The organism is Pseudomonas mandelii (assembly GCF_024138395.1).
In the GTDB taxonomy this organism is placed as follows: Bacteria; Pseudomonadota; Gammaproteobacteria; order Pseudomonadales; family Pseudomonadaceae; genus Aquipseudomonas; species Aquipseudomonas mandelii_E.
Window position 1 is genome coordinate 153,053 of record NZ_JAMYDU010000002.1, and the last position, 20,671, is coordinate 173,723.

The 20,671-nt window shown below is 59.2% G+C and carries 15 protein-coding genes; 8 read left to right on the top strand and 7 right to left on the bottom strand.

From position 1 onward, the window contains the following. Positions 1-2: 2 nt before the first annotated feature. The gene (locus tag NHU87_RS04085) at positions 3-965 is read left to right on the top strand and encodes a CobW family GTP-binding protein (RefSeq protein WP_253545876.1); all 963 of its coding nucleotides are present in this window, start codon (positions 3-5) and stop codon (positions 963-965) included. Positions 966-1,092: 127 nt separating this feature from the next. Here NHU87_RS04085 and NHU87_RS04090 read toward each other — a convergent pair whose 3' ends face one another. Continuing rightward, on the bottom strand, positions 1,093-1,506 hold the full coding sequence (locus NHU87_RS04090) for a DUF3301 domain-containing protein (RefSeq protein ID WP_095052328.1): 414 nt from the start codon (positions 1,504-1,506) through the stop codon (positions 1,093-1,095). A 120-nt stretch (positions 1,507-1,626) separates the two neighbouring features. On the opposite strand from NHU87_RS04090, the gene pdxY reads away from it, so the two are divergent. Then, positions 1,627-2,499: a pyridoxal kinase PdxY gene (pdxY, locus tag NHU87_RS04095; protein WP_253545878.1), complete on the top strand. Its 873-nt coding sequence runs from the start codon at positions 1,627-1,629 to the stop codon at positions 2,497-2,499. Between the two features lie 94 nt (positions 2,500-2,593). Here the strand turns inward: pdxY and NHU87_RS04100 are convergent, their stop codons facing one another. Continuing rightward, positions 2,594-3,076, bottom strand: a complete 483-nt coding sequence (locus NHU87_RS04100; RefSeq protein ID WP_007896533.1) for an acyl-CoA thioesterase — start codon at positions 3,074-3,076, stop codon at positions 2,594-2,596. A gap of 198 nt (positions 3,077-3,274) precedes the next feature. Between NHU87_RS04100 and NHU87_RS04105 the strand changes: the two genes are divergently transcribed. Next, complete coding sequence (locus tag NHU87_RS04105) at positions 3,275-5,038, top strand: cation:proton antiporter (RefSeq protein ID WP_253545880.1); 1,764 nt, start codon at positions 3,275-3,277, stop codon at positions 5,036-5,038. Positions 5,039-5,191: 153 nt separating this feature from the next. On the opposite strand, the gene NHU87_RS04110 is transcribed toward NHU87_RS04105, so the two are convergent. The 3 genes from NHU87_RS04110 to uvrD form a co-directional block, all read right to left on the bottom strand. After that, complete coding sequence (locus NHU87_RS04110) at positions 5,192-5,599, bottom strand: SMI1/KNR4 family protein (protein ID WP_008073570.1); 408 nt, start codon at positions 5,597-5,599, stop codon at positions 5,192-5,194. A gap of 136 nt (positions 5,600-5,735) precedes the next feature. Then, complete coding sequence (locus NHU87_RS04115) at positions 5,736-6,611, bottom strand: Tim44 domain-containing protein (RefSeq protein ID WP_253545882.1); 876 nt, start codon at positions 6,609-6,611, stop codon at positions 5,736-5,738. A 300-nt stretch (positions 6,612-6,911) separates the two neighbouring features. Continuing rightward, positions 6,912-9,095, bottom strand: a complete 2,184-nt coding sequence (gene uvrD / locus NHU87_RS04120) for a DNA helicase II (RefSeq protein WP_253545884.1) — start codon at positions 9,093-9,095, stop codon at positions 6,912-6,914. Positions 9,096-9,353: 258 nt separating this feature from the next. Between uvrD and NHU87_RS04125 the strand changes: the two genes are divergently transcribed. The 3 genes from NHU87_RS04125 to NHU87_RS04135 all read left to right on the top strand — a co-directional run bounded on the left by NHU87_RS04125 (position 9,354) and on the right by NHU87_RS04135 (position 13,828). Beyond that, positions 9,354-12,227 (top strand): EAL domain-containing protein, encoded by a 2,874-nt coding sequence (locus NHU87_RS04125; protein ID WP_253545886.1) that lies wholly within the window; start codon positions 9,354-9,356, stop codon positions 12,225-12,227. A gap of 271 nt (positions 12,228-12,498) precedes the next feature. After that, complete coding sequence (gene hexR / locus NHU87_RS04130) at positions 12,499-13,365, top strand: transcriptional regulator HexR (RefSeq protein WP_038980535.1); 867 nt, start codon at positions 12,499-12,501, stop codon at positions 13,363-13,365. Positions 13,366-13,615: 250 nt separating this feature from the next. Further along, positions 13,616-13,828, top strand: coding sequence for a PA3496 family putative envelope integrity protein (locus tag NHU87_RS04135; protein WP_253545888.1), 213 nt, complete (start codon positions 13,616-13,618; stop codon positions 13,826-13,828). On the opposite strand, the gene NHU87_RS04140 is transcribed toward NHU87_RS04135, so the two are convergent. Then, complete coding sequence (locus NHU87_RS04140) at positions 13,770-14,732, bottom strand: LysR family transcriptional regulator (RefSeq protein WP_253545890.1); 963 nt, start codon at positions 14,730-14,732, stop codon at positions 13,770-13,772. The two genes, NHU87_RS04135 and NHU87_RS04140, sit on opposite strands and share 59 nt — an antisense overlap. Positions 14,733-14,922: 190 nt before the next feature. On the opposite strand from NHU87_RS04140, the gene NHU87_RS04145 reads away from it, so the two are divergent. Together NHU87_RS04145 and oadA are read left to right on the top strand one after the other, a co-directional pair. Beyond that, positions 14,923-16,338 carry an acetyl-CoA carboxylase biotin carboxylase subunit gene (locus NHU87_RS04145; protein WP_253545892.1) on the top strand — a complete coding sequence of 472 codons (1,416 nt, stop codon included), beginning with the start codon at positions 14,923-14,925 and terminating at the stop codon, positions 16,336-16,338. An 11-nt stretch (positions 16,339-16,349) separates the two neighbouring features. Continuing rightward, complete coding sequence (gene oadA, locus NHU87_RS04150) at positions 16,350-18,173, top strand: sodium-extruding oxaloacetate decarboxylase subunit alpha (protein WP_253545894.1); 1,824 nt, start codon at positions 16,350-16,352, stop codon at positions 18,171-18,173. Positions 18,174-18,278: 105 nt separating this feature from the next. On the opposite strand, the gene NHU87_RS04155 is transcribed toward oadA, so the two are convergent. Continuing rightward, on the bottom strand, positions 18,279-20,330 hold the full coding sequence (locus NHU87_RS04155) for an autotransporter outer membrane beta-barrel domain-containing protein (RefSeq protein ID WP_253545896.1): 2,052 nt from the start codon (positions 20,328-20,330) through the stop codon (positions 18,279-18,281). Positions 20,331-20,671 lie beyond the last annotated feature (341 nt).

The following is a 20,671-nucleotide window of genomic DNA, read 5'->3' on the forward strand; positions in this document are numbered from 1 at the left end:
CCATGTTGCAGAACATTCCCACCCACGTCATTGCCGGCCCGCTGGGTGCCGGCAAGACCAGCCTGATCAAGCACCTGCTGGCGCAACGGCCCATGGGTGAGCGCTGGGCGGTATTGATCAACGAGTTCGGGCAGATCGGTCTGGATGCCGCGCTGTTGACCCAAGACGCCGATGGTATCGCACTGGGGGAAGTGGCTGGAGGCTGTTTATGTTGCGTCAATGGTGCACCGTTTCAGATCGGCCTCGGGCGGTTGCTGCGCAAGGCACGACCGGATCGACTGTTCATCGAACCCTCGGGGCTAGGACATCCGGCGCAATTGCTCAGGCAACTGAGTGAGGCGCCGTGGCAAGGCGTCCTGGCGGTGCAGCCATGCGTGTTGGTGCTGGATGCCCAGGCGCTCGCGGCCGGAAAACCGTTGCCTGAAGCGCAACAGCAAGCTTTGAACAGTGCCGGGTTGCTGTTGCTGAACAAGTCGGAAGGCCTCGACGACAGTGATCGCCAGCGAATCGCCGCACAGTTGCCGACGCGTCCCTTGTTCTGGACGCAGCAAGCGGTCTTGCCGTTGAGTGAGTTGCCGGGGCTCGGGGCTCAGGCTGTCGGGGGTGTGGATAACTTTGTCATACCCAAGGGATTGGCGCAGATGTCGGCTATCTGGACCGACCCGACGCTGCCGATTTGCTTGAGTCAGGCGCAGGAGGGCGGCTGGAGTGTTGGGTGGCGGTGGCATCCGAGTCAGATATTCGATGCCGTACTGATCGGGGAGTGGCTTGAACGCCTTGAATGGCGGCGGGCGAAGTTGGTTATCCACAGCGTCGAGGGGTGGGTGTCGGCCAATGCGCTGGATAACTCGTTATTGGATTGGCAGTCCAGTGAATGGCGTCGGGATTCGCGTATTGAGTTGATTTTCAGTGAGTCGCAGGCTGTCCCGGAACTGCAGGAAGGTTTGGCGGGGTGCCGCACTTAGGCACATTAGCGAGTTTTTGTGCAGTTTTTGAAGACCTCATCGCGGGCAAGCCCGCTCCCACAGGTACAGTGTGAACCTTGTGGGAGCGGGCTTGCCCGCGATTGGTTTTAATAGACTTACATCCGACTCAAGGCCGCCACTTCGTGTGTTCTTGCCGCCACTGACTCAATTCAATCACCTCAGCTCTGGGCTTTGCGATATCAACCACTGGCGGTGTGTCGTCGAACGGCATCGGGTAAGGCGCGAGTTCGATCTGTGCGCTATGGGCGCCGAACTGGGTGATGGTGCCGGTGTGTCGGGTTTCGCCGGTCACGGTGAATTCGAAGTTATACACACGGGCCAGGCGCCGACGGCCATTGGCGTCTTTAATGAAAGCGATCTTCTTCAAGGCTACGTTGCCGTCCAGCAGCTCGATTCGCAGCTTGGCGCAATGCTGCATGACCCGCTCCAGCGCGCGTTCGCGCAAGCCGTGGTTGTGCCACAACCACGCGCCACCAGTGGCGAGCAGCATCAGCACGAGGATATTTCCGAGGGTTAGCATCAACAGGGTGCTCCAACAAGATAGTGCCAGCTTAACTGCGTCGCCGGTCTGTCGTACAGGCTGCGTTTAGTCGCATACTGCGCGGCTTGAATTTCAATCGTTTGACGGAAAACTCACCGCATGAAACGTACGCCCCATGTGCTCGCCATCCAGTCCCACGTGGTGTTCGGCCACGCTGGCAACAGCGCCGCGGTTTTCCCGATGCAGCGGGTCGGGGTGAACGTGTGGCCGCTCAATACCGTGCAGTTCTCCAACCACACGCAATATGGCCAGTGGGCCGGAGAAGTGCTGGCCCCGCATCAGATTCCGGAACTGGTGGAAGGTATCGCAGCGATCGGCGAGCTCGGCAATTGCGACGCTGTGTTGTCTGGCTACCTCGGTAGCGCGGCCCAGGGCCGGGCGATCCTCGCGGGCGTGGAACGAATCAAATCGATCAATCCCAAAGCGCTATACCTCTGCGACCCGGTGATGGGCCATCCGGAGAAGGGCTGCACCGTTCCAGCCGAGGTCAGCGATTTTCTGCTGGAAGAGGCGGCTGCGGTGGCCGACTTCATGTGCCCGAACCAGTTGGAACTGAACAGCTTCTCGGGGCACAAGGCGCAGTCACTGTTCGATTGTCTGGCCATGGCGCGGGCGCTGCTGGCGCGTGGTCCAAAGGCAGTGGTGGTCAAGCATCTCGACTATCCCGGAAAACCGGCGGAGGGCTTCGAGATGTTGCTGGTGACCGCTGAAGGCAGCTGGCACCTGCGTCGGCCGCTGCTGGCGTTTCCGCGTCGGCCGGTGGGCGTTGGCGATCTGACCGCCGGGCTGTTCCTGGCGCGTGTGCTGCAGGGTGACAATCTGGTGAGCGCCTTCGAATTCACCGCGGCGGCGGTGCATGAAGTGCTGCTGGAAACCCAGGCTTGCGCCAGCTATGAGCTGGAACTGGTGCGGGCGCAGGACCGGATCGCTCATCCTCGGGTGCGGTTCGAAGCGACAGCGATCAGCCTTTAAAAGCTTCGCGGGCAAGCCTCGCTCCTACACAGGGATGGCGCATTACCCGTAGGAGCGAGGCTTGCCCGCGAAAGCGATCTAAAGACCGAACACGTCAGGCATCGCCCTTGATGTCCTGATAACGCTTTTCCAGTTCCTGACGAATCTGCCGACGCTGCTGGGCCTGCATGTACCGACGCTTGTCTTCACTGTTCTGCGGTTGCAGCGGCGGGACTGCGGCCGGTTTGCGCTGGTCATCCACCGCGACCATGGTGAAGAAGCAGCTGTTGGTGTGACGCACCGAGCGCTCGCGGATGTTCTCGGTCACGACCTTGATGCCCACCTCCATCGAGGTGTTGCCGGTGTAGTTGACCGAGGCCAGAAAGGTCACCAGTTCACCGACGTGAATCGGTTCGCGGAAAATCACCTGATCAACCGACAGGGTCACCACATAGCGGCCGGCATACCGGCTGGCGCAGGCGTAGGCCACTTCATCGAGGTATTTGAGCAGGGTGCCACCGTGGACATTGCCAGAGAAGTTGGCCATGTCGGGGGTCATCAATACCGTCATCGACAGCTGGGCGTTTCCGGGTTCCATAACGTACTCACGGGTTCAAGGCAGGATTTCGGGGTGCACCTCTGGTGGGTGCTTGGCTTTTCAAACCAACAGTTATCGGGACGTCGAGCGGGGGGCCGCCGTCACGCCGGAATCTATCTGTTTCCATATATTGCACCCTCTTCCCGCCGGAAGTCGCGATGTTACCCTTCAAAAGCCCACCCCAAGGAGCCACACGCCATGCACGCCATCAGTTTCATTCAGGATCTGGCAGTGATCATGTTGATCGCGGGTGTGGTGACCGTGCTCTTTCATCGCCTCAAACAACCGGTGGTGCTCGGCTACATCGTCGCCGGCTTCATCATCGGCCCGCATACGCCGCCGTTCAGCCTGATCCACGACGAAGCAACCATCAAAACCCTCGCCGAGCTCGGGGTGATTTTCCTGATGTTCTGCTTGGGCCTGGAGTTCAGCCTGCGCAAGCTGTTCAAGGTTGGCGCCACGGCGTTTATAGCGGCCTTCCTGGAAATCGTCCTGATGATCTGGATCGGCTACGAAATCGGCCGTTGGTTCGACTGGAATACCATGGACTCGCTGTTCCTCGGCGCGATCCTGGCGATCTCCTCGACCACCATCATCGTCAAGGCGCTCAACGACCTGAAGATGAAGAACGAGCGTTTTGCCCAGCTGATCTTCGGTGTGTTGATCGTCGAAGACATCCTCGGCATCGGCATCATCGCCTTGCTATCGAGCATCGCGGTCAGCGGCACGGTCAGCTCTGGCGAAGTGTTTTCCACGGTCGGCAAGCTTTCACTGTTCATGATTGTCGCACTGGTTATTGGCATTCTGCTGGTGCCGCGACTGCTGGCTTACGTGGCCAAATTCGACAGCAACGAGATGCTGCTGATCACCGTGCTGGGTCTGTGTTTCGGTTTCTGCCTGCTGGTGGTCAAACTTGAATACAGCATGGTCCTCGGCGCGTTCCTGATTGGCGCGATCATGGCTGAATCGCGGCAACTGCTGAAGATCGAGCAGTTGATCGAGCCGGTTCGCGACCTGTTCAGTGCCATTTTCTTTGTCGCCATCGGCCTGATGCTCGACCCGATGATCCTGCTGCAATATGCCTGGCCGATCGCGGTGATCACCGTGGCTGTGGTGCTGGGCAAGATGTTGTCCTGTGGCCTTGGTGCCTTTATCGCCGGCAATGACGGACGCACCTCACTGCGCGTGGGGATGGGGCTTTCACAGATTGGCGAATTTTCTTTCATCATCGCCGCGCTGGGCATGACGCTGCAGGTCACCAGCAACTTTCTCTACCCGGTGGCGGTGGCCGTCTCGGTGATCACCACGCTGTTGACGCCGTATCTGATTCGCGCGGCCGATCCGCTGTCGATCAAGCTTGCTGCGGTGATGCCGCAGCGTCTGGGCCGTGTGCTGGGGATGTATGGCGAATGGCTGCGCAGCATCCAGCCTCAGGGCGAGGGTGCACTGTTGGCGTCGATGATTCGGCGGATTCTATTGCAGGTAGGGGTGAATCTGGCGTTGGTGATTGCGATCTTTTTCTCAGGCGCGTTCTTTGCCGAGCGCATGTCCGTATACCTGCAAGACTGGATCAGCGACCCGAGCTGGCAGAAAGCGTTGATATGGGGCGGGGCATTGCTGTTGTCACTGCCGTTCCTGATCGCCGCTTATCGCAAGCTCAAGGCGCTGTCGATGTTGCTGGCAGAGATGGGTGTGAAGCCGGAAATGGCCGGCCGCCACACACAGCGAGTGCGTCGGGTGATCGCCGAAGTGATCCCGATCCTCTCGCTGTTAGTGATTTTCCTGCTGCTGGCAGCCTTGTCGGCCAGCATTCTGCCGACCAACAAGTTGCTGGTGCTGATCGTCATAGTCGCGGCCGCGGTGGCGGCGCTGCTCTGGCGCTGGTTCATCCGTGTGCATACGCGGATGCAGGTGGCCTTGCTGGAAACGCTGGACAATCACAACGATGCTTCTGGCCACTGACGTTGCACCTGTAGCAGCTACCGAAGGCTGCGTTCGGCTGCGAAGCAGTCGCAAATCGGGCAGTGAGATTTCCAGGTAAACCGAGTTTTCAGGGTTTACGACTGCTGCGCAGCCGGACGCAGGCTACGCTAGCTGCTACAACGTCGCGCTTGCTCAGCTTTCCAGCCAGACGTCCCGCGCCCAGTGCCATACCGATTCCCAGGTTTCTTCGGCAAGCAGCTCTTCTTCGGCCAACCACAGCACCACGGTGCCGTCTTCTTCGACCAGGTAGTAATTGTCACCGTCCTGGCAGATCGGAATCATGCTGCGATCGACGCCAGCGTCCCAGGCGTTAGCGGCAACGTCCGGTAGGTAGGTGTGGGATTGCGGGTCGGTGACAGTCACCGGCTCCAGGCTGCCGTAGACCACGTCGCTTACGGTCAGCAAAAATTCTCTGAAGACGAATGGGATGTCGATGAACAGTTGCTCTTCGATTTCCACAATCTGATCTTCGTCAGGCAATTCCAAGGGGACCGGTACCGGTTCGTTGGCTTCACGCAGTTGTTCGATGATTTCTTCCACGTCCGGGATCCTCTTGCTTGATGGCGCGGTTTAGTTGGGGCGGTTTATACAGTAGCTCGCTATAGATGCAACCGCGAAATAGAAAACCCCGGCCGAGGCCGGGGTTTTATTACAACAGGTGAAACGCGGGAAGTGATCAGCCGTTCTGGCGGATACCGGCCACCAGCCAAGGCTGGTTTTCGCCCTGTGCACGTTCCATGTTCCAGCTTTCGCTGAACACTTCGCCCTGGTCGAAACGCGAGGACTTCGACACGCCGCTGAAGGTCAGGGTGGCGATGGTCTTGTCCGCACGGTCATCGACGCCGTCCAGTTGTACCTGGAGGTTATCGATGTAGGTCGACTGGAAGCCGTCGCCCAGATCGGCACGTTCGCGCTTGAGGAACTCCAGCAGTTGCGGAGTCACGAACTCGGCGATCTTGTCCATTTCGTTGGCGTCCCAGTGTTGCTGCAGGGACTGGAAGTGGTTGCGGGCCGCTTCAATGAAGTTGTTTTCATTGAACCAGGCCGGAGCATTGATCACCGGACGAGCGGCAGCAGGTGCGGCCGAGCCACCGAAGATCGAACCCATGGCTGTTGGTTTCTGTTCGAACACTTCACGCTGCATCGGCGCGCCGGCTGGAGCCATGTGCTCCTGCTGCTTGCGACGACGAGCGGCGATGAAACGGAAGACCAGGAAGGCGATGACCGCCATGATCAGGATGTCGAAGATCTGCATGCCCTGGAAGCCGTCGCCCATGAACATGGAGGCCAGCAGGCCACCGGCAGCGATACCGGCCAGAGGGCCGAGCCAGCGCGAAGCACCGCTGGCCTTGGTAGCGGCGCCAGCAGCACCGGCCGCGCCCGCAGTGGCGGCAGCGCCGCCTGCAGCAGAAGAAGGAGCCATTTGGCTGGTCTGGTGAGTCGGCGCAGCGCCGGAGCTCTTGCCGCCACCAAAGCGCTTGGCGGCATTGGCGTCGAGGCTCATCGTCAGGCCAATGCACAACGCCATGGCGATGCTAAGAAAACGTTTCATAAAGGGAATTCCCATTTGTGGAAGGCACGCGCGCCATGTTGCACAGCTGAAGTGTTGCTGGCTAGCGGCAGAGTGTTTCGGGCTTTTGCCTGACAGGTTGTGTTCAGCTTCAGCCAGCGCAATAAGACCTGTCAACTTTGGTCTGTAGGACCAGTGGATAAGTTCTGTAGGAAGGATGCCTAGTGTTGCTGCGCAAGCTGACTATTGAGGCGGCTGGAAAAAGATCGCAGCCTTCGGCAGCTCCTACAGGGTATGCGAATTCCTTGTAGGAGCTGGCGAAGCCTGCGATCTTTTCAGCCTTTAAATGGCTTCCAGCTTGGCGTAACCCAGCATCAACCACTTGCTGCCTTCGCTGAAGTTCACCTGCACCCGCGCCTGAGCGCCGGCGCCTTCGAAATTCAGTATCACGCCATCGCCGAACACCGAATGCCGCACCGTCTGACCAAGGCTGAACCCGGTGTCCGGGATCTCGCTGCCGCCAAACAGGCTGCTGGAGCTCTGCTGCTGGCCACCGCCGAACGGACGGCTGACGCTGTTGGACAGCCGCACTTCCTGGATCAGGCCTTTCGGCACTTCACGTACGAAACGCGACACCTTGTTGTAGGTCTCGCTGCCGTACAGGCGTCGGGTTTCAGCATAGGTCAGCACCAGATTCTGCATCGCCCGGGTGATCCCGACGTAGGCCAGACGGCGTTCCTCTTCAAGACGGCCGGGTTCTTCCAGGCTCATCTTGTGCGGAAACAGGCCTTCTTCCATGCCCACCAGGAACACGTAAGGGAATTCCAGGCCCTTGGCGCTGTGCAAGGTCATCAACTGAATGCTGTCTTCATGCTCGTCGGCCTGTGTGTCTCCGGCCTCCAGCGAGGCGTGCCCGAGGAACGCTGACAGTGGCGACTGCTCTTCATCCTCTTCCGGATTTTCAAAATTGCGCGCGGCGCTGACCAGTTCCTCAAGGTTTTCTACCCGGGCCTGGCCTTTCTCGCCTTTTTCCGCCTGATGGTAGGCAATCAGGCCCGACTGCTCGATCACGGTTTGGGTCATCAAGTGCAGCGGCATTTCCAGGCACTTGGCGGCGAGGTCGTCGATCAGCTCCATAAACGCCCCCAAGGCGCCGGCAGCACGGCCAGTCAGGCCTTTGTTGGCCACCAGCTGACGCATGGCTTCCCACATTGACACATGGCTGTGGCGCGCATGATCGCGGATGGCTTCGACGGTTTTTTCGCCAATGCCACGGGCCGGAACGTTGATCACCCGCTCCAGCGCCGCATCGTTGCCACGGCCTTCCAGCAAACGCAGGTACGCCATGGCGTTCTTGATTTCTGCCCGTTCGAAGAAGCGCTGACCGCCATAAATACGGTACGGAATGCGCTCACGGAGCAAGGCTTCTTCCAAAACGCGCGATTGGGCGTTGGAGCGATACAAAATCGCGATATCGCTACGAGCCAAGCCGGTTTTCAGCGCGCTTTCAATGGTTTCAACCACGTAGCGGGCTTCATCATGTTCGTTGAAGGCGGCGTACAGATTGATCGCTTCGCCTTCGCCGCCATCGGTCCACAACTCTTTGCCCATGCGCCCGGTGTTGTTGGCGATCAGGGCGTTGGCGGCCTTGAGGATCCCGGCGGTGGAGCGATAGTTTTGCTCCAGACGAATGATCTGGGCATCCGGGAAGTCGTCGGAATACTGATAAATGTTCTCGATTTTCGCGCCACGCCAGCCATAGATCGACTGATCGTCGTCGCCGACCACCATCAGGCTGTCGCCACCCTTGGCCAGCAGACGCAACCAGGCGTACTGCACGGCGTTGGTGTCCTGGAACTCGTCCACCAGAATGTGCCGGAAGCGCTTCTGATAATGGGCGAGCAGGCCCGGATTATCGCGCCACAGATCGAGGGCGCGCAGCAGCAGTTCAGAAAAGTCGATGACGCCGGCGCGCAGGCAAGCAGCCTCATAGGCTTCATAAATGCTGCGCATGGTTGTCAGGAACAGATCGCCGCTGGCTTGAATGTGTTGCGGACGCAGACCTTCGTCTTTCTGCCCGTTGATGAACCATTGGGCCTGCCGGACCGGCCAGCGTTGTTCGTCCAGGCCCAGCTCGCGGATCACCCGCTTGACCAGCCGTTGCTGGTCGTCGCTGTCGAGAATCTGGAAGGTCTGGCTCAGGCCGGCTTCCTGCCAGTGCGCCCGCAGCAAGCGGTGCGCCAGGCCGTGGAAGGTACCGACCCACATGCCGGCCGGGTTGATACCCATCAGCTGCTCGATGCGATGACGCATCTCGGCAGCGGCCTTGTTGGTGAAGGTCACCGACAGAATGGAGTGGGGCGAGGCGTTTTCGACCTGGATCAACCAGGCGATACGGTGCACCAGCACTCGGGTTTTACCGGAGCCAGCACCGGCCAGGACCAACTGACGACCCACGGAGGCAGCTACGGCCTGACGTTGGGCATCGTTGAGGGAGTTCAGCAGAAGGGAGAGATCATCGCGCATCGGGGCATTCTAGGGTGCGCCGTCACACCGGGCAAACCGAGCTTTGCATTAGCCGATAAAAGACGCACCAATGACGACTGGTCGGTCACTTGCCGCAAGCGTTGGCGGGGGCTCGTCTGGCTGCTTTTATGCCCATGCGGGTGGCCGATATTTTGTCTATTTTATGATCTGGGGCAGTTTGGTCCGGGCATTGGCTTGTGTATGCTCCGTTCACAATTCGGGCTCGCATGCTCACTAATAAGAACAAGAACATTGCCTATGACCCTCAGCTCCGACCTGTCGGGCCCCTCTGTGGAGCCCCGGGTTATCCGCAAACAGTACGCCATGGAAATGGCGGTCGAACGCACGCGACTGCTGTATCAGGGCTCGCTATTGCCTACGCTGTTCATGCTGATCAACGGTCTGGTGTGCGCCGGGTTGCTCTGGAGCCCGCAGCGTTACTTCGTGGTGAGCGTCTGGCTGATCTGGTTATTGTCGCTGGTGGCGTTGCGGGTGATTCAGGTCGCGGCCTTCGATTCGGCGATTCCCAACCGTCAGGCCCATCCGGTCTGGCGTCGCATGTTCTTGCTTGGCTCTGCCATGACTGGCCTGACCCTGGCCGGTGCCGGCATCGCGTTGGTGCCCGCTGACAATTTCATGCAACAAGCCTGGGTGTTCGGCCTGATCGGTGCCGCGGCACTCTCGGCCAGCGTTGCTTATGCCGTCAGCCTGCCGGCTTTTCTGTCCTTTACCTTGCCCTGTCTGTTGCCGGCCATCGGCTATCTGTTCTGGGGCGGGGATGAACAAGAACAGGGCTGGGGCTGGTTTGGGTTGATTTTACTGGGCTCATTGAGCGTGGTCGCCTGGCAGGTCAATCGGCTGATTAACCAAGGGCTGCTGCGACGCTTTCAAAATCAGGCCCTGATAGAACACTTGCAGCAGGCGCAAAGTCGCAGCGATCAGCTCAACCACGAACTGGCCAAGGAAGTCGACCAGCGCCGACGAGCCGAAGACGAATTGCGCGAAACTCAGGTCGACCTGGAAAATCGAGTCGCCCAACGCAGCCTGGAGCTGGACGCCGCCAACCAGGCCTTGAGCAAGAGCGAAGCGCGGCTGGCGCTGGCGTTGAAGGCGAGTGAACTCGGGTTGTGGGACTGGAACCTGCAGACCGACGAAGTCCATCACACCCAACTGCAAGAGCTGTTCGGCCTGGAGCCGGAATACGTGACAGCGATGCTCCGCCACCTCAAGCCCAGGCTGCACCCCGACGACTTGCCATCGCTGAAACGGGCGCTGGTCGAGCATTTGAAGGGCCGCAGCGAGGATTATCAGATCGAGTATCGGGTACGGCATGGCGATGGCCATTGGGTCTGGATTGAAGACCGTGGTCGAGCGGTTGAGCGCGCCGAAAACGGCCGGGTGATCCGCATGGTCGGTACCCGCCGCGATATCAGCGCCAGCAAGGGCCTGGAAGAACAGCGCCAACTGGCGGCAACAGTGTTCGAGGCAGCCAGCGAAGGCATTGTAATTTTTGACCCGAATTACGCGCTGATCGCCGTCAATCAAGCCTTCAGCCGGGTGACCGGTTACGACATCGACGACATGCTCGGGCGCAACGTGGTCGATTTGCCCTGCAGCCGCGACGCTCGCCGACATTACGCCGCGATTCATCAGGCGCTGGAGCAACACGGTAGCTGGCAAGGCGAATTGGTCGAAACGCGCAAGAATGGTGAGTTGTATCCGCAATGGCTGCAATTGAATGCCGTGCGCGATGCACGGGGAAATGTGAGTCATATTGTCGGCTTCTTCGCCGATCTGTCGGCTCGGCGTGAATCCGAAGAGCGCATGCGCTACCTCACCCATTACGACGAACTCACAGGATTGGCCAACCGTTCATTATTCCGCGAACGGTTGCGCGAGGCTCATCAGCGGGTGCGTCAGGGCGGTCGGCGCAGCCTGGCGTTGCTGCATATCAATCTGGACCGTTTCAAGCTGCTCAACGATAGCCTCGGCCACGAAATCGCTGATCAACTGTTGCAGAAAATGGCCCGGCGCCTGGTCAATGCGCTGCCGGAAGCGGACACCATCGCCCGGTTGTCCGGCGATGAATTTGCGGTGCTGTTCGATGCCTACGGCAACTTGTCGAGCCTGGCGCGCGTGGCCACCCGATTGTCGACCAAGCTGCGACTGCCAATCACCGTCGAGGGTCACGAATTGGTGGTGAGCGCGTCCATGGGCATCAGCCTGTTGCCCGACACCGCGCGGGAGATTTCCGCGCTGGTCAGCCAGTCGAACATGGCCATGCAGCATGCCAAACACTTGGGCGGCAATAATTTCCAGTTTTACACCGACAGCCTGCAAGCCAGCACGCTCGAGCGTTTGCAGCTCGAGAACCAGTTGCGCAAAGCCATCGAAGAAAAGCAGCTGAAAGTGTTTTATCAACCGAAACTCTGCCTCGCCACCGGCCGGCTGAATGCCGCCGAGGCGTTGGTACGCTGGAATCACCCGACCCTGGGACAAGTGCCGCCGGGGGATTTCATCGGTCTGGCCGAGGAAACCGGGTTGATCGGTGCTATTGGCGAGTTCGTTTTACGCCAAGCCTGCTGGCAAGCGTGTGAGTGGCAGCGTCAGGGCCTGGAGCCGATTCGGGTATCGGTCAACCTGTCGGTGCATCAGTTGCGTCAGGGAAAACTGGTCAGCCTGGTACGCCAGGTGCTGGAGGAAACCGGTCTGGCGCCGCATTACCTGGAACTGGAACTCACCGAAAGCCAGTTGCTGGACAGCGTCGAGCACATCATTGCGACCTTCCAGCAGTTGCGCGACCTTGGGGTGAAACTGGCCATCGACGATTTTGGCACTGGCTATTCATCTCTGAGCTACCTCAAGCGCATCCCCGTGGACTACGTGAAAATCGATCAGGCATTTATCCGCGGTCTGGGGCAGAGCACTGAGGATGCGGCGATCACCCGGGCGATCATCGCCATGGCCCACGGCCTGTCACTGAAAGTGGTGGCTGAAGGCGTCGAGCGGCCGGAGCAGCTGGAGTTTCTGAAAGCCGAGCGCTGCGATGAAGTTCAGGGCTATTGGGTTAGCCGTCCTGTTGAAGCCGCCGACCTGGCCGAGCTTTTACGTCGCGACGCCAACCCTTTGTAGCAGCTGCCGAAGGCTGCGTTCGAGTGCGAAGCAGTCGTGAAGGTAGATGCTGTTCAACAGGAAAAATCCGCTACGCAGGTTTTACGACTGCTTCGCAGCCGAACGCAGGCTTCGCCAGCTGCTACACGGACCGAGAGGGCTACATGGAGCGCATGTCGCATGAAATGGGGACATTGAGTTACGCATTGAACAGGCAAAAAGCCAAATCATGTAGTATAACTACAAGCGTGCTACATCCCCGGCACCTGCCAATAACAAAGAGTCCGCCCCTTTGAATCTGCTGCAACACATCGCCCAGTCACGCCACCTGTTACGCAAGTCGGAGCTCAAGGTCGCCGACCACGTGCTGCTTGACCCTGCGGCGGTGATGCACAGCTCCATGGCCGACCTGGCCCACAACGTGGGCATCAGCGAGCCGACCATCGTGCGGTTTTGTCGCGCCATCGGTTGCTCCGGGTTTCAGGATTTGAAGCTGAAGCTGGCGCAGAGCCTGGCGGCTGGCGCGAGCTTCGGGCAGTTTGCGATCCATGAAGACGATTCGGTCGCCGACTACAGCCTGAAAATCTTCGACACTACCTTGCATACGCTGATGGAGGTTCGCGAGAAACTCGATCCGGTGGAGTTGCAGAGGGCGGTATCGCTGATGTCTCAGGCCCAGCGTGTCGAATTCTATGGATTCGGTGCTTCAGGCGCAGTGGCGGCGGATGCTCAGCACAAGTTCTTCCGTTTACTGCTGACCGCGGCGGCGTATTCCGATCCGCACATGCAGGCGATGTCGGCGGTTACCTTGAAGCCGAGCGACGTGGCGATCTGTATTTCCCAGTCCGGGCGTTCCAAGGACCTGTTGATCACGGCCAATCTAGTGCGTGAGAGCGGTGCTTCGTTGATCACTTTGTGCCCGAGCCAGACGCCTTTGGCTGAATTGTCGACCGTTAACCTGGCGATCGATGTGCATGAAGACACCGAAATCTATACGCCGCTGACATCGCGCATTGCGCACCTGGTAGTGATCGATGTGCTGGCGATGGGCGTGGCCATGGCCCGTGGTCCGAGCCTGGTCAATCACCTCAAGAGCGTCAAACGCAGCCTTCGCAGCTTGCGGTTGTCGCCCAAGTCAGTAAAAGCCCTCGACGATTGAGCCCGATCTGACACTGCCGGAAGGTCGTTCCGACCTTTTCGCGGGCAAGCCCGCTCCCACAAGGATCGGCTGTGTTGCACAGAATGAGTGAACACCACCAATCCCTGTGGGAGCGGGCTTGCTCGCGAAGGCGTCCTCAAAAATACCCCTGTCATCTGCCAATGTTCACACCTCTGTAACCCTCCCGCCGCCAAACCGTCATCCCTCGCACCTATCGTGTAACTCCCGTACTCGCCTTGGGAGACTCGAAATGGCTCAGCCCTACGAAGAACGCAACAGCGCCGTCAAAACCCGACGTCAGCAAGAAGATCAGCGCCGCATGGAATTTCGTCGCGCCATCGAAGATCGCTGCGAACGCCGCCAGCTACTGGCCGAAATTGGCGATTTTCCTGACGATCTCGAACTCAACTATTGGCAGGCAGCACCGGTAGCTTCCCGTCGAAACGCTCAACCAGCGCGCTGATCTGCGCCCGTTCGCTGCGGATAAATGCAAGGAATGCGTGGGCCACCGGCGATAGCCGTTTGGCCTTGGCCTGCACCAGGCACCAGCTACGGAACAGCGGCAGCTCTTCGACCGGCAGCTCAATCAGGGCGCCGGTCGCCAACTCAAGGTTCAGGGCGTGACGCGTCAACAGCGCCAGGCCCAGACCCGCCAATACACATTCACGCTGAGCTTCCGCCGAGGCCACCTCCTGGGTCTGGGTGAAGTGCACGCGCTTCTCTTTGAAGTACTCTTCGCACGCCAATCGGGTACCGGAACCGGGTTCGCGCAACAGCAGCGTGTAAGGCTCCAGATCCTGCAAGCGCAACGGCCCCATGTGGCACAGCGGATGATTTGGCGGGGCTACAGCGACAATCGGATTGTTGAGGAACGGCAGGAATTCCAGCCCCATGTCCTGTGGGACCATCGACATGATCACCAAGTCATCACGGTTATCCGACAGGCGCCGAATAACCTGGCCACGGTTGACCACCGTCAGGTGCAGATTCACTTCGGGATGTTGGCGCTTGAAGGCGGCAAACAGGTGCGGTACGAAATACTTGGCGCTGGATTCCACCGCCAGTTTCAGCTGGCCCTGCAATGAGCCTTGCATGTCCGACAGCTGCATATCGAGGTTTTCCAGGCGCCCGAAAATATCCCGGCTGGCGCGCTGCAGTGCTTCGGCTGCCTCGGTCATGTAGAGTTTTTTGCCGACATAATCGAACAAGGGTTGGCCGATCAGCTCTTCGAGTTGACGAATCTGTAGGCTCACGGCAGGTTGTGTGAGAGACATTTCGTCGGCCGCGCGGCTGTAGGACCTTAAGTCGCACACCTCATTGAAGATCTGTAATTGACGCAATGTCATACGCATCAATGACTTACGCATTTTCTAGAGACCTTGGGCGGAGGCTGATGCTTCAACTATAAGTCTTTGCTTATGTGTAACCCAATTATTATTCATTTTTGTTAATCCCTTGCGAAGGCTAGTGTGGAGCTGCGACTGAATGGAAACATTTAGTCACGCGCCGACCTGGTTTGACAGGTCGTGGGTACCACCGGCTCAAGGGAACCTCCAAGTGATAAAAAAGATCCTGATCGCCAACCGTGGTGAGATTGCCGTACGAATCGTGCGTGCCTGCGCCGAAATGGGCATTCGCTCGGTCGCGATCTATTCCGACGCCGACCGCCATGCCTTGCATGTGAAGCGTGCGGATGAGGCCCACAGCATCGGTGCCGAGCCACTGGCCGGCTATCTGAACCCGCGCAAGCTGGTGAACCTGGCGGTGGAAACCGGTTGCGATGCGTTGCACCCTGGCTACGGCTTCCTTTCGGAAAATGCCGAGCTGGCAGACATTTGCGCCGAACGCGGTATCAAATTCATTGGTCCATCGGCTGAAGTGATTCGCCGCATGGGCGACAAGACCGAAGCTCGCCGCAGCATGATCAAGGCTGGCGTACCGGTCACCCCGGGGACCGAAGGCAACGTGTCGGGCATCGAAGAAGCCCTGACCGAAGGCGAGCGCATCGGTTACCCGGTAATGCTCAAGGCTACATCCGGTGGCGGCGGCCGCGGCATTCGTCGCTGCAACAGTCGCGAAGAACTCGAACAAGCCTTTCCGCGGGTCATTTCCGAAGCCACCAAGGCGTTCGGTTCGGCGGAAGTGTTCCTGGAAAAATGCATCGTCAATCCGAAACACATCGAAGCACAGATTCTCGGCGACAGCTTTGGCAACGTGGTGCACCTGTTCGAACGTGATTGCTCGATCCAGCGTCGTAACCAGAAGCTGATCGAAATCGCTCCGAGCCCGCAACTGACCCCGGAACAGCGCGCCTACATCGGCGACCTGTCGGTGCGTGCGGCCAAGGCTGTGGGTTACGAGAACGCCGGCACTGTGGAGTTCCTGCTCGCCGAGGGCGAGGTGTACTTCATGGAGATGAATACCCGGGTGCAGGTGGAGCACACCATCACCGAAGAAATCACCGGCATCGACATCGTTCGCGAGCAGATTCGCATCGCATCCGGCCTGCCGCTTTCGGTGAAACAGGAAGACATCCAGCACCGCGGTTTCGCGTTGCAGTTCCGGATTAACGCCGAAGACCCGAAAAACAACTTCCTGCCGAGCTTCGGCAAGATCACCCGTTACTACGCGCCCGGCGGTCCTGGCGTGCGCACCGACACAGCGATCTATACCGGCTACACCATTCCGCCGTTCTACGATTCCATGTGCCTGAAACTGGTGGTCTGGGCGCTGACCTGGGAAGAGGCGATGGACCGTGGCTTGCGTGCCCTTGACGACATGCGTCTGCAAGGGGTCAAGACCACCGCCGCGTACTACCAGGAAATCCTGCGTAACCCGGAATTCCGTAGCGGCCAGTTCAATACCAGCTTCGTTGAAAGCCATCCTGAACTGACCAACTACTCGATCAAGCGCAAACCCGAAGAGCTGGCCCTGGCCATCGCCGCCGCCATCGCCGCCCACGCAGGCCTGTGAGGAATATTCCAATGACTAACTCTTTACCTACAAAGCGTATCCACGTTACCGACACAATCCTGCGCGACGCCCACCAATCGCTGCTCGCCACCCGCATGCGCACCGAAGACATGCTGCCGATCTGCGACAAGCTCGACAAAGTCGGCTACTGGTCGTTGGAATGCTGGGGCGGTGCGACCTTCGACGCTTGCGTGCGCTTCCTGAAAGAAGACCCGTGGGAGCGTCTGCGCCAACTGCGCGCGGCCTTGCCTAACACGCGTCTGCAAATGCTCCTGCGTGGCCAGAACCTGCTGGGCTATCGCCATTACAGCGACGACGTGGTCAAAGCCTTCGTTGCCAAGGCCGCGGTCAACGGCATCGACGTGTTCCGCATCTTCGACGCGATGAACGACGTGCGTAACCTGCGAGTCGCCATTGAAGCCGTGAAAGCGGCCGGCAAACACGCTCAAGGCACGATCGCTTACACCACCAGCCCGGTGCACACCATTGACGCATTCGTGGCGCAAGCCAGGCAAATGGAAGCCATGGGATGTGATTCCGTGGCGATCAAGGACATGGCCGGCCTGCTGACCCCGTACGCCACTGGCGAACTGGTCAAGGCATTGAAATCCGAGCAATCGCTGCCCGTGTTCATTCACTCGCACGACACCGCTGGCATGGCCACCATGTGCCAACTCAAGGCCATCGAAAACGGTGCTGATCACATCGACACCGCGATTTCCAGCTTCGCTTCCGGTACCAGCCATCCAGGCACCGAATCGATGGTCGCTGCGCTTAAAGGCAGCGAATACGACACTGGCCTGAACCTGGAGTTGCTGCAGGAGATCGGCTTGTACTTCTACGCTGTGCGCAAGAAGTACCACCAGTTTGAAAGCGAATTCACCGCCGTCGACACCCGCGTTCAAGTCAACCAGGTGCCGGGCGGGATGATTTCCAACCTGGCCAACCAGTTGAAAGAGCAGGGTGCCCTGAATCGCATGAGCGAAGTGCTGGCGGAAATCCCGCGCGTTCGCGAAGACCTCGGCTTCCCGCCGCTGGTGACGCCGACCTCGCAGATCGTTGGCACCCAGGCGTTCTTCAACGTGCTGGCTGGCGAGCGCTACAAGACCATCACCAACGAAGTGAAGCTCTACCTGCAAGGCGGCTACGGCAAAGCGCCGGGCACCGTGAACGAAAAACTGCGACGTCAGGCGATCGGCAGCGAAGAAGTCATCGACGTCCGTCCGGCTGACCTGCTCAAGCCGGAAATGACCAAGCTGCGTGCCGAAATCGGCGCCGTGGCCAAGTCTGAAGAAGACGTGCTGACCTACGCCATGTTCCCGGACATCGGCCGCAAGTTCCTCGAAGAACGCGCAGCCGGCACCCTCACGCCAGAGGTGCTGTTGCCAATTCCGGAAGCGGGCGGCGTGGCGGCGGTCGGCGGCGAAGGCGTGCCGACCGAGTTCGTCATCGACGTTCACGGCGAAACCTACCGCGTCGACATCACCGGTGTCGGCGTCAAGTCGGAAGGCAAGCGCCACTTCTATCTATCCATCGACGGCATGCCGGAAGAAGTGGTGTTCGAACCGCTCAACGAATTCGTCAGTGGCGGCAGCAGCAAGCGCAAGCAAGCCACTGCACCGGGCCACGTCAGCACCACCATGCCGGGCAACATCGTCGATGTGCTAGTCAAGGAAGGCGACACCGTGAAAGCCGGCCAAGCCGTGCTGATCACCGAAGCGATGAAGATGGAAACCGAAGTCCAATCGGCCATCGCCGGCAAAGTCACCGCCATCCACGTGGTCAAGGGCGACCGGGTGAACCCGGGCGAGATCCTGATCGAGATCGAAGGCTGAGTTAACAGCCTCGATAGACCGTTTTAAACCTCGGGGGGGCATGTGCTCCCCTTTTTTTTGCCCGATATTCCGCCTATCAAAATGTGGCAGGGAGCTGTGGCTTTATCAGAATGCCATCCGCCACTGCCCCATTACGCCATGACTGCGGCTATCATTGCCGATCTCGCCGTTGTAACCGACACCCAACGTTTGCCGAGTCGAAACCGCCAGATCCAGCCCTGCATCAAGCATCAGGTTGTCGCGATCCAGAGCGGCGCCTTCGATGATGTAATTCTTGCCGCCGGTAGCCAGTCGCTGTTGAGTCTTGCTGTCGACATCACCGTAGATGTGTTTCCAGCCAGCGCTGAATCGCGGCGTCAGTTGCATACCGTTATCCAGCGTATTGAACTGTGCCAGGCGCAGGCCGAAGGTGCTGCTGAAATTGTTCTGCATTTGCCCATGGACCTGCAGTGCCGCCGCCCCACCTTTCTCGGTATAGCTGTCGCGCTGATAACGCTGGTATCCGAAACTGGCAAAAGGCTCGGCACTGATAGTTCCGCTGCCTAGGTTGTAACCGAGCTCTGCAAAGGCTTGTTGAGTGTTGGCGTCGTAGCGGCCTTTCGGGCGGTCGCTGAAACCATTAAAGGCCACCCGACGTTTGGTGCTGCCATCGTGGTTGCTGTGACTCGCGCCCAAGCGCAATGCCAGCGGACCACTTTGCCGCAGGGCGTAGGCGCCCAAGTGCCAACTGTCCAGATCGCCGTCCAGTTGGCTTCCGTCCAGACGCGTCTGCGATTGTCCGCCTATGACACCCACACGCCATTGCTCATCGAGTGCCCAATCCGCGCCCAGCACCAGACCTTTGGTGGAGTGTTGCAGAGTGCTGCTGCCCCGGCTGCGGTCCAGAGTGCCTCCGCTGCCCAGCGCCTGAAGCCAGACTCTGCCATTGGCTTCGCTGTCGGTGGCCAGTCGTGGTGTTCTGTTTTGTCCGATAAGGTCGGCGTTATCCAATTGGCGCATAGCCGACAGCATGCTGTTGCTCACCGGGTTGACGCTGCTCAGGGTGGCATTGGCCAGATTGGCATTGCTGCCGCCGGCCAGTTGTTCGATGGCGTAAGTGGCGGTGGCTTTGCTTGAGCCGAGCAGGGCGGTGACGGCGGCGTTCAATGGGGTGGAGGGGATGGTGGCAGGAGATGGTGTCGGGGCGGAGACCGTGGCGTCTGCTGCTTTAGAGGGTGCCGGTGTTTGTGAAATGCGTTCTGGCTCGACAATGCTATGAGCGAGTTCCCGACCGTTTTCGGTGATTGCGATGCTCTCAAGAGCCACATCGTTACGGGCGTAGGTCAGGCTGACATATTCTTCTTCGTAATGCGGGGTAGGGGTCATGAAGGCCAAGTCATTGAGCACCTTATCGAACCGGCCCTCGACCTTGCCGGCTTCGATGACACGGTATTCGCTGGTAATCGGGTATTCGCCCGGTACCGCGACGATTTTCAGGGTGGCATCGCCGAGACTGGCCGTGCCGATGACTTTAATCGTTTCACTGCGTCCATCGGCATTAACTTCATAAGCCAGTTCGGCACTGTTGTGCAGCTCAAGATTGCCAGTCACTTGTGGCGCTCCGTGCAGCGCATTGACCTCAAGGCGACCTGCTACCAGCAGGTGGCCGACGTGACCATTGCCACGAAAGGTTGCTCGCTTATCAACTGACACTGGGCCGACGATACGCCCGCGATTGGTCAACGCTGCATTGCCCATCACCACGGCACCATCCCGGAAATCATCAGTCCCCGTCAGTGTCCACTGGCCTCGCTTGATGTGCAGGGAGTGAAAGTTCCGGCTTTCCCCGAATTCGCCGCCGTTCGCGACATCGAGTTGCAGTACGTTTTCACCACCGCCACCGTCAACCAAGCCGTTGAAGCGGCCGCGTCCACTGACCGTAACAAGATCATTGGTGTCACCCAGTTTTAATGCGATGCCTTCAGGTCCGGATTCTGTCTTGGTGACTTTGGTTGCGAAGGTATCTGGATGCTTGATGAATGCCTCGATCCGTGCCATTTGGTCGGCGGGTGACGGAATGCCGGCTGGCTGTTGGGCAAGCGCGGAGCCTGCGTGGCCGAGGGCGAGGGCTATCGCCAGCGCCATGTAATGGGGTCGAAAAGTGTGTCGGATGGGCATCGGGTTCAGCCTCTCGTGAAAAGAGACCAAACTTTAAAATCGATGCCAATGCCCGGATGCCGGGCGTTTCCGGGCGTTGCGCAAGACCCGGAGACTTCGCTTGTAGCCGAATCAACAACGGAATTCGACCCTGTACGAATTCACTCGTCCATCAGGCGTCTTTCCCTACAGCGCTCTAGGACGTGTCCGTTGGCGAGATATCAAAAGCTCATCTACCGGTGCCCGATCAACCCGCTGCGGTGTTTATCAAAGCTGCGCTTTGAAGATCAAAAGATCGTCCGAACGCGGCCCGAGCCTTCGGCAACTCCTACGGGGGATTTGCGTACATCCGACGGTTGCGA